The organism is Serratia sp. ME47, assembly GCF_903970925.1.
GTDB lineage: Bacteria > Pseudomonadota > Gammaproteobacteria > Enterobacterales > Enterobacteriaceae > Serratia > Serratia ureilytica.
Genome location: NZ_CAJCKE010000004.1, coordinates 261,926 through 276,975, shown reverse-complemented (window position 1 = coordinate 276,975; position 15,050 = coordinate 261,926). Strand labels below are relative to the sequence as shown.

Genomic DNA, 15,050 nt, shown 5'->3' with positions numbered 1-15,050 from the left:
GCAATAAAGGGGTTAACGACGAGCGGCCGCCTGACGCAGGCGTTCGACCGGCGCCTGCTGAAAATCGAACGATGGCGCCTCGCGCTGCGTCAGCCCCTGGCGCACGATGGCCTTCACGGCCAGGCTGGCGGCGAGATCCTTCCCGGCGATCTGCTCGGCGATGCGCAGCGCTTCTTCCCGGGCCGAGCCCTCGCTGATGCGGGAAATGGCGCCGTGTGACAGGGCCTCCCGCGCACCGACGGTTCTGCCGGTCAGCAGCCAGTCGAGGGCGACATAGGGAGAAACTCGCGCCGGCAAGCGCGCGCATCCGCCTTGCGCGGCGACCAATCCGAGCCCGGTTTCGGGGAAGCTGAAGCGCGCGTTCTGGCCGGCGACGATCAGATCGCAAGCCAGGGCGAGCTCAAAGCCGCCCCCGTAAGCGATGCCGTCAACGGCGGCGATGATCACCTTGGCGATCTGCGCATGGATCAGCCCCCCGAATCCCTCCGGCGTGACGATGGGCAGTTCGCCCTGTCGGAACGCGTTGACATCCATGCCGGCGGAAAATACCGCCGGCTGACCGGCCAGGACGATCGCGCGTATCGTATCGTCATTATCCGCCTGCCGCAGGTAACTGCGGATCAACTCGGCCATCTGCAGGTTGATGGCGTTCTTTTTCTCCGGCCGATTGAGGGTGATGACCGCAACCTGCGCGCCATAACGTTCGTAAAGCACCGGCGGTGATTCACTCATCGCTGGCCTCCCCGCGGAAAAAGATCAGCGTCAGCAGCAGGGCGATGGCGCCGAGCGGCAGCGAAAACAGCGGCAAATAGTGGGCCGGCAACGCGTAGAGCGTCAGGCCGCCCAGCATGCCGCCCGCCGCGATGCCGGCGTACAGCACCGAGCTGTTGAGCGACACGGTCAGCGCCCCAAAACGCTTCGACAGCGACAACAGGTGATGTTGGATCGGCACCAGATACATCCAGCCGGTAATGCCCCAGATAAGAAAGATGGCCAATACCCACCACGGCGAGGTGACGTAAAAGGCCAGCAGGAACAGGGACAGCGTCTGGATCGCCACCGAAAACAGCAGCACGAATTTGCTGCCCAGGGCGTCGGTCAGCGCGCCGGAGGCAAAATTGCCGATCACCGCGCCAATGCCGAACACCAGCAGCGCCAAAGGCAGAATGGCTTCCGGGCCGAACTGGGTGTCTTTCAACAGCACGCTGACGTAGCTGTAAACAATGTGCTCCGAGCACACGGCGAAAAAGGTGATCAGCAGCGTGGTCAGCACCGCCTTTTGCCGCAGTGGGGCGAGCCGTTCTTTCAACGAATGTTTGCCCGGCGCCGCAATGGCGCGCAGCGCCAGCGACAGGCCGAGCAGCGCCACCGCCCCCAGCAGGGCGATGAACAGAAAGATGTCGCGCCAGCCGATCAGTTTGGCCAGAAAGGTGCCGAACGGAATGCCGAGCGCGATGGCCAGCGTCATGCCGCCATAGACGATGGAAATAGCCAGGCCGCGGCGTTTTTCCGCCACCAGCCCCACCGCGGCGGCGGCGGCCTGCGGGGTGTAACAGGCCGCGCCCAATGCCGCCAGCACTCGGCCGAACGATATCTGCAGATAGCTGGTGGCCCAGGCGCAGGCCAGGTTGCCGGCGATGAACAGGACCAGCGCCAACTGCAGGATGTGCTTGCGGTTGACGTTGCCCAGCAGCCAGGCGGTCAGAGGCGCAAACAGCATGTAGGCCAGCGCGAATACCGATATCAACTGCCCCGCTTGCGCGGGGCTGACGGCAAATGTCGCGGAAATGTCGCTGAGCACGCCGGCGACGATAAAGGCGTCGGTGCCGATGGCGAAGGTGCCGGTCGCCATCAGACACAGCGTGACCAGATGGCCGTTATAATCCGCTAACTTCATCCCGCCCTCCGCAGATCGTTTACCGCCCAGACCCGGCTCAACGCCGCCAGGAAGGTCTCCACGTCGGCATGGGAATGCGCCGAGGTCGGCGTCACCCGCAGCCGCTCGCTGCCTGCAGGCACCGTCGGGGCATTGACCGGTTGCACGTAAATGTCGTGCTCATCGAGCAGCACTTTGCTGATGTGTTTGTTGCGATGGGGATCGCCGACCAGCAGCGGCAGGATATGGCTGTCTGCCGACACCAGCGGGATGCCGGCGGCGCGCAGGCCGGTCTTCAGGTGATCGACGATCGCCAGCAGGTGCTTGCGTTGGGTGTCGTGCTCGAGGTTGTATTTAAAGCTGGCCAACGCGGCGGCCACCACCGGCGCCGGCGACGAGGTGCTGAAGACGAATGCCGGCGCCCAGCTGCGCACGGCTTCCACCACCGAACGGGGCGCGGCGATATAGCCGCCCGCCGCACCGTAAGACTTGCCGAACCCGCCCTGGATAATGGTGATTTTATCCAACAGGCCCAGCTGTTCGGCATAGCCCAGCCCCCGTTCGCCATACACGCCGGCCGAATGAATTTCGTCGAGATAGGTCAGCGCCTGATACTGTTCTGCCAGCGCCACAATCTGCGCCAGAGGAGCAAAGTCACCGTCCATGGAATACAGCGACTCAAAGGCGATCAGCTTTGGCCGCGCCGGATCGGCGGCCTGCAGCAGCTCGGCGAGGTGCGCCACGTCGTTATGGCGGAAGATTTTTTTCTCCGCCTTGCTGTAGCGAATCCCGTAAATCATCGAGGCGTGATTCAGTTCGTCAGAGAACACGATCAGATCGGGAATGGCGTCGCACAGGGTGGACAAGGTGGCGTCGTTGGCGCCGAAGCCGGTGGTGAACAGCAGCGCCGACTCTTTGCCGTAGGCGCTGGCCAGCAGCGTTTCCAGTTCAGTGTGATAGACCGAGGTGCCGGAAATGCTGCGGGCGCCGCAGGTGCCTAACCCGACTCGGTTAACCGCGTCGGTGGTGGCCAGCAGCACTTTGGGGTGGTGGCTCATGGCCAGATAGTCGTTTGAGCACCAGACGTTGAGACGGCGCTCGCCTTGCTGCCCGTGGCTGGTGGCCCAGGGTTTGTCCTGCACGCCGCGTTCAAGGTTGAGGAACTCGCGAAAACGCCCCTGCTTTTTGGTTTCCGCCAACTTTTCTTCAAGAATGTTCAGTACGCTCATAGCATGTTCCTTGTGTTAAACGGCTTTAAGGTTTAATGACAGGCCCTGACCGACGCCGACGCACATTGTGACCAATGCGTTGCCGGCCTGCCGATCGCGTAATTCCAGCGCCGCCGACAGCACCAGGCGCGCGCCGGACATTCCCAGCGGATGGCCGAGCGCGATGGCGCCGCCGTTTGGGTTGACGCGCGCGTCGCTGGCGTCGATGCGCCAGTGTTTCAGCGCCGCCAGAACCTGCGCGGCGAAGGCTTCGTTAATCTCAATGATGTCGAAGTCGTTCAAGGTGAACCCGCCGCGCTGCAGTAAGCGCTCGGTGGAAGCGATCGGCCCCAGCCCCATCAGCGCCGGCGCGACGCCGGCGGCCGCGCTGTCGCCGATCTCCGCCAGCGGTTGCCAGCCCTGGCGTTTCACGTAGCGTCCGGAGGCCAGCAGCAGCGCGGCGGCGCCGTCATTGATGCCGGAAGCGTTGCCGGCGGTGACCGAACCACCGGCGGCGAAGGCCGGTTTTAGCGCCTGCAACTGCTGCAGCGTGCTGAGCCGGGGGAATTCGTCCTGTGCGAATATGCGGGTGGTTTTACGATCCGCCGGCACATCCACGGGTGTGATTTCCCGCGCCAATCGACCACTGTCGATCGCCCGGCGGGCTTTTTGCTGCGAGCCCAACGCGAACAGATCCTGTTCCTCGCGCGAGATACCCTGCTGTTGGGCCACGTTTTCCGCCGTGATGCCCAGCGGATCGCTGCCGTAACGTTCCGCCAGGCGCGGGTTGACAAAGCGCCATCCCAGCGTGGTGTCGTACAGCTTTACCCCCTTGTCGAACGGCGTTTCGCCCTTGCTCAGCACATAGGGCGCGCGGCTCATGCTTTCCACGCCGCCGGCCAGAATCAGTTCGCTGAGGCCGCTGCGGATTTTCGCCGCGGCGTAGATCACCGTATCCAACCCGGAGGCGCAAAGGCGGTTGAGGGTGATGGCCGGCACCGACTGATCCAACCCGGAAAGCAGCGTCGCCATGCGGGCGACGTTGCGGTTGTCTTCGCCGGACTGGTTGGCGCAGCCCAGCACCACTTCATCCAGATCCTGCTGCGCCGCCGGATGGCGCTGAAGCAGGCTGAGAATAATCGTCGCCGCCATATCATCGGGGCGGGTATGCGCCAGGCTGCCGCCATAGGCGCCGATCGCCGTGCGCGTGCCGTCGATCAGATAAACACCGTCATCTTTAATGCTCATCATGGATCCTTAAGGCGTGGTGGTCAGCGCCGGTTGGGCGGCGTGCAGAAGGGTGTAATGCGGCGCATAGCGCGCCGCGTGCAGCAATTGCGCCAGGTTGCTCAGCGTCGTCCTGACATTTTCCTCCCCGAGGCGAGTGAGCCAGCCGAAAATACCGTCGGCGTAGTTCACGCCGGCGACGGCGGCGACATCAATGTCTTCCCGGCTGCAGACGCCGCTTTCCACCATGATCACCGACTCGTTGATCAGGCTGCTGAGCACGCGGGCGACGATCAAGGCCGGGGAATCCTTGATAAATTCCACCTGCGGGATCGCGGTGTGCAGCAGGCGTAAAAACAGCGCCTTATTGGCCGCAGAGGCGTGGCGGCTATGCGCCGCCACCAGGTACGCCGTATCGCCGTAGTTCAGGGCGACATCGACGACAAAGGCGTCCGCCGCGGTCTGTTCGGCAAGCTGGTTTGCCGTGCGGCCATCGGTAACGCTGACGGTGAAAGCGTCATTGACCTGAATGGCGGCGCCCAGGCCCGGTAATGTCGGCCGTTGTTCAACGCGCAGCCGCGGCCATTGCAGGGCGGCCCGCTGCTGTAGCAGGGTAAAGAGAGGATGTTCACCGTAAATGCGTAGCGTCTCGACCTCCGCATCGACGGCGGCCGCAAGCGGCGGGGGAGATTCTTCGGCGGAAAAATAGGAGCGGCCGTTCTTTTTGCCCAACAGACCGGCATCGACCAGCGAGCGCTGCAGATGGCCCGGGGTATAGCGCGGATCGTACTGCATGTCCTGCCAAATTTGCCGACTGACCTGATAGTTGATGTCCTGGCCGATAAAATCGGTCAGCTCGAGCGGCCCCATGCGAAAGTGTCCGCCGGCTTTGAGGGCGCGGTCGATCTGCGGCGCACGCGCCACGTGTTCTTCCAACAGGCGGAACCCTTCCAGATAGTAGGGGCGGGCCATACGGTTGACGATAAATCCCGGCGTGGCCTGACAGACGACATCGCGTTTCCCTAACGCCGCCACCAGTTGACGGCAACGTTCGGTGGTGACCTGTGCGGTAAAATAGGCCGGAATGATTTCAATCAGCTTCATCAGCGGCGCGGGGTTAAAAAAGTGCAAACCGATAAAGCGTTCGCTGTGCGTCACCGCCGTCGCCAGCTTATTAAGCGACAGTGAGGAGGTATTGGTGGCGATCAGCGTGTCGGGCTTGACCGTCGCGGCGATGGCCGCCAGCACCTCGAGTTTGGCTTGCTCATGCTCTGCGATGGTTTCGATCACCAGATCGCTGTCGGCGATGGCCCCAAATTCCGCGGAGAACGTCAGATTAGCCAGCACCGCGTCTTTGTCCTGCAGCGCGAGCTTGCCCTGTTCCACCTTTTTGTTCAGATCTTGCACGATAGCGTCGCGAGCTTGATTGAGGGTATTGCCGTTGCGATTATAAAGCACCGTACGAATGCTTTTTTGCGCCAAAAGATAAGCGATGCCTCTGCCCATCGTTCCCGCGCCGATAATCGCAGCCGATTGAATTGCCGCATTACTTTCTGCCATAGAAAATCCCCGTCACTGTATGCCATGCGAAATTCGCAAATGCTTATTATCTCTTTGGATTTACGGCGGCACCGGGTGCCTGTGAGGAAAGTAATTGGCGGTGTCTTGGCTGTCTAACGGTAGAAATGACAGGTTTACCTGCAGACGGGGTTATGCTATTCGCGTAGTTTTGCGGCTCAGCCCAATAAAAAGGCTTATTCTGAGGGAAATAAACCGGGGAATAGCTTTTTTCGTTATAGCGTTCGTATTTTTTATTATATGACACGACTATTGGCGCCGGGCGGCGATATCCTATAGTGAGTCTGACCTATCGATAAATCGACATCGCTATTTGGAGAACCTGCGTTATGGATACCCGCACTCAACGGCTCATGGCGGAGGTGATTGGCAGTTTGACCGATCGCGAACGTTTTCTGACCCAACTGGGGCGCTGCGTCGAGGCGCTGGGTTTTGATTATTTCTCCTACATCGTTTTTTCCTGTTACCCGGCGAGCCGGCCAAAAATGCGGGTTGAAGGAACGTTTCCAGCGCGCTATCTCGAGGATTATCGGCGGCAGCGGGCGTATTTGCAGGATCCTGTCATCGAGCGAGCTCACCATTCCACGTTGCAATTCCAGTGGGACGAAAGTTTTTATCACGAGCGGCCGGCGCTTTGGCAGCGCATGTCGCAGTTTGGTCTGCACACCGGGTGGTCGCAGTCGGTCAGGGATTGCTATGGCCGCCTGGGGATCCTGACTTTTGCCGGCAAGACGCTGCCGCAGCAAACGCCGCAGGCCGGCGCGGTGAATGAACTCTTTTTCCTTTGGCTGGCGCAAACCGCCCACAAAACGCTGCGTGAAGCGTTGATATCGGTGAACGACGAAGCGATAAAAGATGTGCTGACGCTGCGCGAGAAAGATATCTTGCGCTGGTGCAGCGAAGGCAAAACGGCGGAAGAGATCGCGCTGCTGATGGGGGTGAGTGAACGTACGATCAATTTCCATATCGGTAACTCGATTAAAAAACTTTCGGTCGCCAATAAGACCGCAGCCACTGCCAAAGCCGTTTATTTACAGCTGATTTAATTGCGAGAAATAAATAATTAATCGCCTATCAGTTAGCGGCGCGATGTTTATATTTTGTTAAATTAAGCATTGTCCTTATCAGTATTTACCTCCGATCACAAAAGCGTGATAAAGCGGTTCACCGCGCCCGTGCGCGGCAGTACTCTGTAGGCACCCGGTTTACATAGAAAGGATGTGATATGTACAAGACTATTTTAGTGCCGATAGATATTGAAGAGGATCTGTTGACCGAGCATGCGCTGAAGCATGTGGAATATTTGGCGAAGATGTCCGGCGCTAAAGTGCATTTTTTCCATGCGCTGCCGGATGCCTCGGCTTTTGTTACTGCCTATTCGTTCGGTCTCAAGGAGTTTGAGAATCAGGCGGAAGTGAAGGCGGTGGAGAAGCTGAAGAAAATCATGTCGGAAATCGATCTGCCGTTAGATCGCCTCAATTACACCGTCAGCTTTGGCTCTGCGCGCGATCAGGCGCTGGAACTGGCGGAAGAGATCGACGCCGATCTGATCATCATCGGTTCGCGTCGCCCGAGCGTGAAAACTTATCTGTTGGGCTCCAACGCCGCCGCCATCGTTCGCCATGCCAATATATCGGTGATGGTGGTCCGATAATCCTCCTTTAAGCCCGCCGTTTTCATGCGCGTTCTGCGGTCGCCGGTCGGCCGCAGAACGCAGGCTGCTTTATTGCCATCTCAGCCTGAGCTGCTACGATTTTAGCTGACGTTTTTTATGCCGACTGGGCCAGCGGCCTTGCGCATATTCTTTATTTCAGCCAGAAGAGGGGCAGCCATGCCATTAGAAGTCGATGGGATCATCAGAGGCGATCGAGGCAGTGAACCGAGCCATTGGCAACATACGCCAACCAAACCGCTTATCACGCTGACCTGGCATCACACCATCCCCTGGAACTGTTTACGCAATGTCTGGAATGGTCTGGTGGCTGGCGAGCACTGGAACGCGCTCGACGAGTTTATGAATCTGATCGGTGTGCCTAACCGCGCCGAGGTGCTCAAACAGATCAAGAATGAAAATCTGCAGGATCGCGATGGGTTACATACCCTGGTGACCTGGCAAGGCTGGAATATCGTCGAGGGTCCGGGTAACGAATATCGCGCGCAGGGTGACGATCCCGGTGAAAATTTCGACGACTGGTCCGGCAAAGGCATGAGCACGAATCAGCAAGCGACGCTACAGCAGGTCAAAGTGTTGTATCAGGTGATGGCACCGCTGGGAAGCCGCGCGCTGGACGCCGCCAGACAGGCGCCGAACATTACTGCGGAAGAAGCGAGCGTCTTGCAACGAACGATTAAACAGACCCGCCCAACGTTGCGCGGAAAGGAACCGATCCGGTGGCAAGAGGGCATGTGGCACAAAGTGCAACCTGGTAAAGAGGCGAAACATTTCGCCCAATGGGACAGCAAACCCGTGTGGCGCAAGCGCCTGCACAGCGACTTGGCTCAGGCAGGCTAAACTTCGCCCCGCGCCGGATTGGCGGCGCGGGGGCATCAATTCGGCGCTAATCGCACAGCGCCGCTATCTCGTCGTACAGCGTCCTGGGGATTTCCACGCCGTATTGTTCGCTGTGGCGTCGTTGCCGATAGCGCCGCTCGCCGGGAATGCGGGCGCCTTGCGCTTGCATGTCGGCAAACATCGCCTCCGCGCTGGCGAAATACCGCTCCTTATCCGCGCCGAGAAAACGCTCGGGATCCAACGCGATGATCAGTTCACCGCCGTAGGGCGATGAACCCGTGCCGTCGTCATAGGCCAGCGATTCTTTGCTGGTCATGTCGCCGATCAGCGGCCCAGCCAACAATTCAACCATGGCCGCCAGCGCCGAGCCTTTATGGCCGCCGAAAGTCAGCATCGCACCCTCCAACACGCTGGCGGCGTCGGTGGAGGGGTTGCCTGCCTTATCAATGCCCCAGCCTTCCGGCAGCGGGGTGCCGGCGCGGCGATGCAATTCGATTTCGCCGCGCGCCGCCGCGCTGGTGGCCATGTCGAACAAAAACGGCGGCCGAGCCGGGCGCGGCCAGCCGAAGGCGATGGGGTTGGTGCCGAATAGCGGGCGTGAGCCGCCGGCCGGCGTCACCCAGGCGTGGCTGGGCGTGCAGGCTAAGGCCACTAAACCCTGTTCGGTCAGCGGTTCGATGTCGGCCCACAGCGCGGAGAAATGCACGCAGCGGTTGATCGCCAGGGCGGCGATGCCGTTGGCGCGCACCTTATCGATAAAGGCCGGCAGAGCGGTGCGGTAGGCGAGCAGGGAAAAGGCGCCGCCGGCATCGGCGCGCAAGATGGCCGGCGCCTGGTCGAAGAGCCTGGGTTTCGCATCGGCAGAGACTTTGCCCGCCCGTAATGAGCGGACGCAGCCCAACAGCCGGTACAACCCGTGCGAAGCACAGCCGTCGCGCTCGCCCTGAATGACATTTTGCGCCACTGTCTCGGCATGCGCCTGATTGAAGCCGTTGCAGCGCAGTGCGCGTAGCGCCAGTTGATAAGCGTGTTCCAGCGACAAAACGTGCATGGTTGTCATTTCGATGTCCTCCCTGGGTCATTCTTCTTCATCGCCGATAAAATTGGCCTGGGGTAAACAGGTATAGGCGCCCCAGTAGTAAATCGCCAGCGCAATCACCGCCATGGTGAGGGTGTCCCACGGATGAGCAATAGCGCCAATGCCGCCGAAACTGCTGAGGTAGGAAAGCGCGATCGTCAGCGCATAGAAGACGATTAGCCACAGCGAGGACCAAATTTGCTGCCTGAGGCTAACGGCGTGGGTCGGCACCTGATTCTTGAACAGGATGTAGATGAAGAACATCAGTATCTGCAAGCCGAGCAGCCAGGAGACGGTGTCCCAGCCGGACCAGAAGACGATCAGCGCCGAAATGATAAATGACAGCGGGCCGAGCACGCAGAAACCGCGCACCCGGAACGGACGCGGCATATCGGGCGCATTACGCCGCAGCCCGGCGGCGGTGACCGGGGCGATGGCGTAACTCAGCACCAGCGCGGCGGACACCACGCCGATCAGCTTTTCCCACGATGGGAACGGCAGCGTCCAGAAGACCGAGAGGGCGAAGGTGAGCCACAACGCCGGGCGCGGGATACCGGATTCACCATCCACCCGGGTGAACAGTTTGAAGAAGGTGCCAGCGCGCGCCCACCCGTAGATCACGCGAGGCGTGGCGTTCATGTAGATGTTGCCGGTGCCGCTGGGCGAAACGATCGCGTCGCTGACCACCAGAAACGCCAGCCATCCCATGCCGAGCGTGATGGCGATATCGCGGAAAGGCAGGGAAAACTGTTGGCTGATGCCGGCCCAGCCGCAGATCAGCATCTCGCTGGGGATACTGCCGAGAAACGCTATCTGCAGCAGCACATAGATGATGGTGGACAGCACTACCGACAGGATCAGCGCGATGGGAATGGTGCGCTGCGGTTTTTGCACCTCGCTGGCGACCGAAATGATCGGCGTCAGGCCGAGGTAGGCGAAGATGATGCCGCCGGCGGAAATGGCGGCTTCAACCCCAGCGGAGCCGAAGGGGGCAAAGCCCTGGCTGTGCAGGTTTTCCGGTTTGAAAAAGCTGAACAGCACCACGATCACCAACAGCGGCACCAGAAACTTCAGCACGCTGATGAGATTATTGGATTTGGCGAAGGTTTTGACGCTGTAGTAGTTGAGCGCGAAGAAAAAGCACAGCAGCGCCAACTGCACCAGCCAGCCGAGCGCTGTCGGATCGCCGGAACCCGGCTGGCTGAGGAGCGGGAACCAGGCGGCGGCGTACTGACGGGCGGCGACGACCTCGATAGCGATCAGGCTGGAGAAGGCGATCAGCGTGATAAACCCCAGCAGATAGCCCATCAATTCGCCGTGCGAGAACACCGGATAGCGAATGATGCCGCCGGCGCGCGGCAGGGCGGCGCCCAGCTCGCAGTAGACGATGCCCAGCAGCAGCACCGCCAGGCCGCCGATCAGCCAGGAATAGATGCCGGCGGGGCCGGCGATGGAGGAGACATGGCTGGCGGCGAACAGCCAGCCTGAGCCGAATATGGCGCCCAGACCGATGAACGTCAGATCGGTGAGCGTAAGCTGCTTCTTGAATTTGCCTTGGGTTGTCATGGTATTACCCTTTTGTTATTGAGTGGCAGGCAGATGCGGCCGGGCTAATGTTGGGCAGGTGAAACTATGGGATCTCGGGTGTAAACGCCGTTCACCAGCCGCAGCAGGTTGAGCGGGTTGGCGTCCTGCAGCGGCGGCGGCAGCAGCGCCGCTGGGGTGTTTTGCAGGCAGACCGGCCGCAGGAAACGCTCGATGGCCAGCGTGCCTACCGAGGTGCCGCGTGCGTCGCTGGTCGCCGGATAAGGGCCCCCGTGCACCATGGCGTCGCACACCTCTACCCCGGTTGGATACCCGTTGAACAGCACCCGGCCGGCTTTGCGCGTCAGCAATGCCGTCAGCCCGGCGGCCATATCGAGATCGCCGTCTTCCGCCAGCAGCGTGACGGTCAGCTGGCCTTGCAACGCCGCCAGCGCCGCATGCAGCTGCGCTTCGTTATCTACCGCCACCAGCACGCTGGCCGGGCCGAAGACCTCTGTTTGCAGCAGCGGATCGGCCTGCAGCAGCAATGTTTCCTCCGCCTGATAAAGCTGCGCCGCTGCCCGGTGGGGCAGAATCTCGCGCCCCCCCGCCAGATGCCGTATGTGCGGATGGGCATCGAGCGCGACCAGCCCGCGCCGGTAGTGCTCCAGCGTGCCGGCATTCAGCATCGGCTGTGGGGGGGCGGCGTCGACCAATGCGCTCATCGTCGCGGCCAACCGTTCGAAGGCGACGCCGCGCAGCGCGACGATCACGCCGGGCTTGGTGCAAAACTGGCCACAGCCGAGTGTGAAGGAGGAGACCAGTTCCTGCGCGATGTGCTGCCCGCGCCGAGCCAACGCCTGTGGCAGGATCACGACCGGGTTAATGCTCGACATCTCGGCGAAGACCGGGATCGGCTGGGGACGCTGTGCGGCCAGATCGAACAGCGCCCGGCCGCCTTGCAGTGAGCCGGTAAACCCCACGGCCTGAATCGCCGGATGCTGCACCAGCTCGGCTCCGACACGGTTGCCGAAGATCATGTTGAAGACGCCGGCGGGCATGCCCATACGTTCCCTTGCGCGCTCGATCGCCTGAGCGGTCAGCTCGGCGGTGATCATATGGCCGCTGTGTGCCTTGAACACGACCGGGCAGCCGGCGGCGAGCGCGGCGGCGGTATCACCGCCCGCGGTGGAAAACGCCAGCGGAAAGTTGCTGGCGCCGAACACCGCCACCGGACCGAGCGCCGTGCGATATTGACGCAGATCGGGACGCGGCAGAGGAGAACGCAGCGGCAACGCGCAGTCGATGCGCACGCCCTCGACGTCGCCGCGTCGCAGCAGCGTGGCGAACAGCCGCATCTGGCCGCTAGTTCTGGCGCGTTCGCCGCTTAACCGCGCCGGCGGCAGGGCGGTTTCCTGCATGGCGAAGGCGAAGAAGGTCTCATCCAACGCGTCCAGCTCCTCGGCGATGGCGTCGAGAAAACTCGCGCGTTGTTCGGCGCTGCATTGCGAATAGGGAGCAAAGGCCGCCGCGGCGGCTTCGGCGGCGGCGGCGGTTTCTGCCGCCGTAGCCTGGTGGAAGCGGTAGCCGGTCGGCTGACCGTCGTCGGCGCGCAGGCTGAGCAGCGCCGCTTCTCCCGTAGCACGGCGCTGGCCGCCGATAAATTGTTGGCCGCTGATGGCGGCATCGCGAGCGTTGGGCATGGGTCCCCCCGGTAGAGAAAGTGCGACGCCCGGCGTGGCCGGGCGGTGAAGGCGTTACAGGCCGACGTTCGGCAGCGCGGGACGAGTGGCCAGCGCTTTATCGATCACGGCGTTGATTTCGGAGAGCGTTTCACCCTGCAGCGCCAGACGCGGCGGGCGAGTGATGGAGCTACCGCGGCCGACCCGCTGTTCGCACAGCTTGATGCATTGCACCAGATCGGGGCGGGCATCGAGATGCAGCAGCGGCATGAACCAGCTGTACAGCGCCAGCGCTTCCTCATAGCGTTTTTCCTTCGCCAGACGGAACAGGGTTTCCCCTTCGCGCGGGAAAGCGTTGGACATGCCAGAGATCCAGCCTTGCGCGCCGACGGCGATGCTCTCCAGCACCACATCATCCAATCCGGCGAACAGTACGAAGCGATCGCCGACTTCGTTGCGCAGATCGATAAAGCGGCGGGTGTCGCCCGACGAGTCTTTGAAACACACGATGTTCTCGCAGTCGACCAGTGAGGTCAGGATGTCGGGCGTGACGTCATTTTTGTAAATGGGAGGGTTGTTGTAGACCATGATCGGCAGATCGGTAGCGCCGGCGACGCTGCGAAAGTGCGCGGCGGTTTCGTGCGGCTTGGCGGAGTAGACCAGCGCCGGCATCACCATAATGCCGTCGACGCCGGCCTTTTGCGCTTCACGCGCCATGTTTTGCGCGAAGGCGGTGGTGAATTCGGCGATGCCGGCGATCACCGGCACTTGGCCGTCGGCGGCGTCCCTTGCCACTTCGATCACCGCCAGCTTTTCCTGTACCGTCATCGAGGTGTTTTCACCGACGGTGCCGCAGACGACCAGGCCGGAGACGCCGTCACGCACCAGGTTTTTGATCACCGTATGCGTGGCGTCGAGGTCCAGAGAAAAATCGTTGCGGAACTGGGTCGTCACCGCCGGGAATACGCCGCTCCAGCTTAGGGTTTTATGGCTCATCGTGTTTGTCCTGTCGTCCGAAAGTGTTAATAAAAAGTGAATCTTTGGTGAGGCTCACCGACAGATTGACCGGTATTGCACAGGGAGGCTTGACGCTTTTCGCCGATTGCTGCGACGAAATTGGCACAATGGCGCCGGAAATCGGGCATGCAGAAATCGGGCGCCGGTGCGCCATAAAGAATGCTTTTAATGCGGTAAATCAGCGAATTAAGCGGAAAGCGTCAGGCGGAAATCGCGCGGTGTGGAACCGGTCATCGCTTTGAACTGACGGCTGAAGGCGCTGTGATCGGTATAGCCGCACTGCAGCGCGATGTCGGTGATCGGCAGCTCGCCCGCCAGCAGTTCCGTGGCCTTTTCCAGCCGCACTTTGTGGATCATCTGGCGCGGAGTGAGGTGGAAGATACGTTTGCAGTAGCGTTCTATCTGCGCCACCGATAACCCGGTCAACGCCGTCAGCTCCTCGAGCGCGATCGGCCGGGCGTAGTGGCGGCGGATGTATACGTCGATCGCGGCCAGCCGTTGGTAAGCCGGATGATTGGCTTTGGCCTCTTGCAGATCGTGTGAAATGCCCGCCATTCCGATGATTTTTCCCTGCGCGTCGTACAGCGCCAGCTTTTGCGTCAGGCACCAGCCGGTTTCACGGCCGTTGTACAGGTGCATTTCCAGCTGATCCTGGATCAGCACGCCGTGGCGCAATACCCGCAGATCTTGCTCGGTGTAGCCGGATCCGAGCTGCGCGGGGAAAACGTCGGCGGACGTCTTGCCCAGCAGCGGCGCGACGGTCTTGAAGCCGCAGCGCCTGGCCAGCGTCAGGTTGGCCAACAGGTAGCGCGCCTGGGCGTCTTTGATAAAGAACACCACATTGGGAATCGCGTTCAGCAACGGCGCGATCAGCGCCAGCGTATTGAGCAGATCGCGCAGGTTGTTCGGACGCTGCTGCGCCAGCCCGTCGCACAGGCGCGACAAATGTTCGACGGCGAAAACGTCCTCCTGATCCGGCAGCTCCACCAGGGCAGGCGGTGAGGGAGAAATCTGATGTTGATGGTCTGAAATGGATCGCATAGCAGTCCCTTTTCGGTCGTTAGCCGGAAAAACAGGCGGCCAGGTTGGCGCTTTCGCATCAATATTAACTTTTTTGTAACGAATCAAGCGCTATTTCCGGCTGGCTACCAAATATGCGGATCGCCGCATACTTTTGCCGGACGGCGCGCGCCGGTTGCTTGAAAACTGCGGTATTTCTCGCTACGCGGTGGTCTAGCATGAAAGTAACGTAATGATAAATAAGTTATTGTTATGGTTGCGTTAAACGTATGCCCGTGATGGGCCAGGCTAGCCTGTCCTCATTGTGCTGATTTCTTCATTCGCCACG

The 15,050-nt window shown here is 61.0% G+C and carries 13 protein-coding genes; 3 read left to right on the top strand and 10 right to left on the bottom strand.

The window, feature by feature from the left end:
- Window positions 1–12: 12 nt before the first annotated feature.
- From H7A77_RS07040 to H7A77_RS07020, 5 genes are read right to left on the bottom strand one after another with little or no spacing between them, the layout of a single operon-like run.
- Complete coding sequence (locus H7A77_RS07040; protein ID WP_033650705.1) at window positions 13–732, bottom strand: enoyl-CoA hydratase-related protein; 720 nt, start codon at window positions 730–732, stop codon at window positions 13–15.
- Window positions 725–1,897: an MFS transporter gene (locus H7A77_RS07035; RefSeq protein ID WP_033642618.1), complete on the bottom strand. Its 1,173-nt coding sequence runs from the start codon at window positions 1,895–1,897 to the stop codon at window positions 725–727. The genes H7A77_RS07040 and H7A77_RS07035 overlap by 8 nt, the downstream gene beginning before the upstream one ends.
- Complete coding sequence (hemA, locus tag H7A77_RS07030) at window positions 1,894–3,105, bottom strand: 5-aminolevulinate synthase (protein ID WP_094141843.1); 1,212 nt, start codon at window positions 3,103–3,105, stop codon at window positions 1,894–1,896. Before hemA ends, H7A77_RS07035 begins: the two co-directional genes overlap by 4 nt.
- A gap of 15 nt (window positions 3,106–3,120) precedes the next feature.
- A complete protein-coding gene (locus H7A77_RS07025) occupies window positions 3,121–4,332 on the bottom strand; it encodes an acetyl-CoA C-acyltransferase (RefSeq protein ID WP_147837868.1) in 1,212 nt (403 codons plus the stop codon).
- 9 nt (window positions 4,333–4,341) lie between these two features.
- A complete protein-coding gene (locus H7A77_RS07020) occupies window positions 4,342–5,871 on the bottom strand; it encodes a 3-hydroxyacyl-CoA dehydrogenase NAD-binding domain-containing protein (RefSeq protein WP_099782744.1) in 1,530 nt (509 codons plus the stop codon).
- Window positions 5,872–6,218: 347 nt separating this feature from the next.
- Here H7A77_RS07020 and H7A77_RS07015 point away from each other — a divergent pair, with 347 nt between their 5' ends.
- From H7A77_RS07015 to H7A77_RS07005, 3 genes are all read left to right on the top strand, one after another.
- Complete coding sequence (locus H7A77_RS07015; protein ID WP_182073975.1) at window positions 6,219–6,935, top strand: autoinducer binding domain-containing protein; 717 nt, start codon at window positions 6,219–6,221, stop codon at window positions 6,933–6,935.
- 179 nt (window positions 6,936–7,114) lie between these two features.
- Entirely contained in the window at window positions 7,115–7,543 is a 429-nt protein-coding gene (locus H7A77_RS07010; RefSeq protein ID WP_033642623.1) for a universal stress protein, read from the top strand.
- A 177-nt stretch (window positions 7,544–7,720) separates the two neighbouring features.
- On the top strand, window positions 7,721–8,401 hold the full coding sequence (locus H7A77_RS07005; RefSeq protein ID WP_033642624.1) for a hypothetical protein: 681 nt from the start codon (window positions 7,721–7,723) through the stop codon (window positions 8,399–8,401).
- A gap of 46 nt (window positions 8,402–8,447) precedes the next feature.
- Here H7A77_RS07005 and H7A77_RS07000 read toward each other — a convergent pair whose 3' ends face one another.
- The 5 genes from H7A77_RS07000 to H7A77_RS06980 all read right to left on the bottom strand — a co-directional run bounded on the left by H7A77_RS07000 (window position 8,448) and on the right by H7A77_RS06980 (window position 14,743).
- On the bottom strand, window positions 8,448–9,461 hold the full coding sequence (locus H7A77_RS07000; protein ID WP_033642625.1) for an Ldh family oxidoreductase: 1,014 nt from the start codon (window positions 9,459–9,461) through the stop codon (window positions 8,448–8,450).
- 18 nt (window positions 9,462–9,479) lie between these two features.
- Entirely contained in the window at window positions 9,480–11,045 is a 1,566-nt protein-coding gene (locus H7A77_RS06995) for an APC family permease (protein WP_182073974.1), read from the bottom strand.
- A 44-nt stretch (window positions 11,046–11,089) separates the two neighbouring features.
- On the bottom strand, window positions 11,090–12,706 hold the full coding sequence (locus H7A77_RS06990) for an aldehyde dehydrogenase (NADP(+)) (protein WP_182073973.1): 1,617 nt from the start codon (window positions 12,704–12,706) through the stop codon (window positions 11,090–11,092).
- A 54-nt stretch (window positions 12,707–12,760) separates the two neighbouring features.
- Entirely contained in the window at window positions 12,761–13,681 is a 921-nt protein-coding gene (locus tag H7A77_RS06985) for a dihydrodipicolinate synthase family protein (RefSeq protein WP_182073972.1), read from the bottom strand.
- Between the two features lie 207 nt (window positions 13,682–13,888).
- Complete coding sequence (locus tag H7A77_RS06980; RefSeq protein WP_033642629.1) at window positions 13,889–14,743, bottom strand: AraC family transcriptional regulator; 855 nt, start codon at window positions 14,741–14,743, stop codon at window positions 13,889–13,891.
- Window positions 14,744–15,050: the final 307 nt, after the last annotated feature.

Coding starts and splice junctions, on each gene's coding strand:
- hemA (WP_094141843.1), bottom strand. CDS start 3,105: ATGAGCGTACTGAACATTCTTGAAGAAAAGTTGGCGGAAACCAAAAAG.
- H7A77_RS07010 (WP_033642623.1), top strand. CDS start 7,115: ATGTACAAGACTATTTTAGTGCCGATAGATATTGAAGAGGATCTGTTG.
- H7A77_RS07025 (WP_147837868.1), bottom strand. CDS start 4,332: ATGAGCATTAAAGATGACGGTGTTTATCTGATCGACGGCACGCGCACG.
- H7A77_RS06990 (WP_182073973.1), bottom strand. CDS start 12,706: ATGCCCAACGCTCGCGATGCCGCCATCAGCGGCCAACAATTTATCGGC.
- H7A77_RS07015 (WP_182073975.1), top strand. CDS start 6,219: ATGGATACCCGCACTCAACGGCTCATGGCGGAGGTGATTGGCAGTTTG.
- H7A77_RS07005 (WP_033642624.1), top strand. CDS start 7,721: ATGCCATTAGAAGTCGATGGGATCATCAGAGGCGATCGAGGCAGTGAA.
- H7A77_RS07035 (WP_033642618.1), bottom strand. CDS start 1,897: ATGAAGTTAGCGGATTATAACGGCCATCTGGTCACGCTGTGTCTGATG.
- H7A77_RS06980 (WP_033642629.1), bottom strand. CDS start 14,743: ATGCGATCCATTTCAGACCATCAACATCAGATTTCTCCCTCACCGCCT.
- H7A77_RS07000 (WP_033642625.1), bottom strand. CDS start 9,461: ATGACAACCATGCACGTTTTGTCGCTGGAACACGCTTATCAACTGGCG.
- H7A77_RS06995 (WP_182073974.1), bottom strand. CDS start 11,045: ATGACAACCCAAGGCAAATTCAAGAAGCAGCTTACGCTCACCGATCTG.
- H7A77_RS07040 (WP_033650705.1), bottom strand. CDS start 732: ATGAGTGAATCACCGCCGGTGCTTTACGAACGTTATGGCGCGCAGGTT.
- H7A77_RS07020 (WP_099782744.1), bottom strand. CDS start 5,871: ATGGCAGAAAGTAATGCGGCAATTCAATCGGCTGCGATTATCGGCGCG.
- H7A77_RS06985 (WP_182073972.1), bottom strand. CDS start 13,681: ATGAGCCATAAAACCCTAAGCTGGAGCGGCGTATTCCCGGCGGTGACG.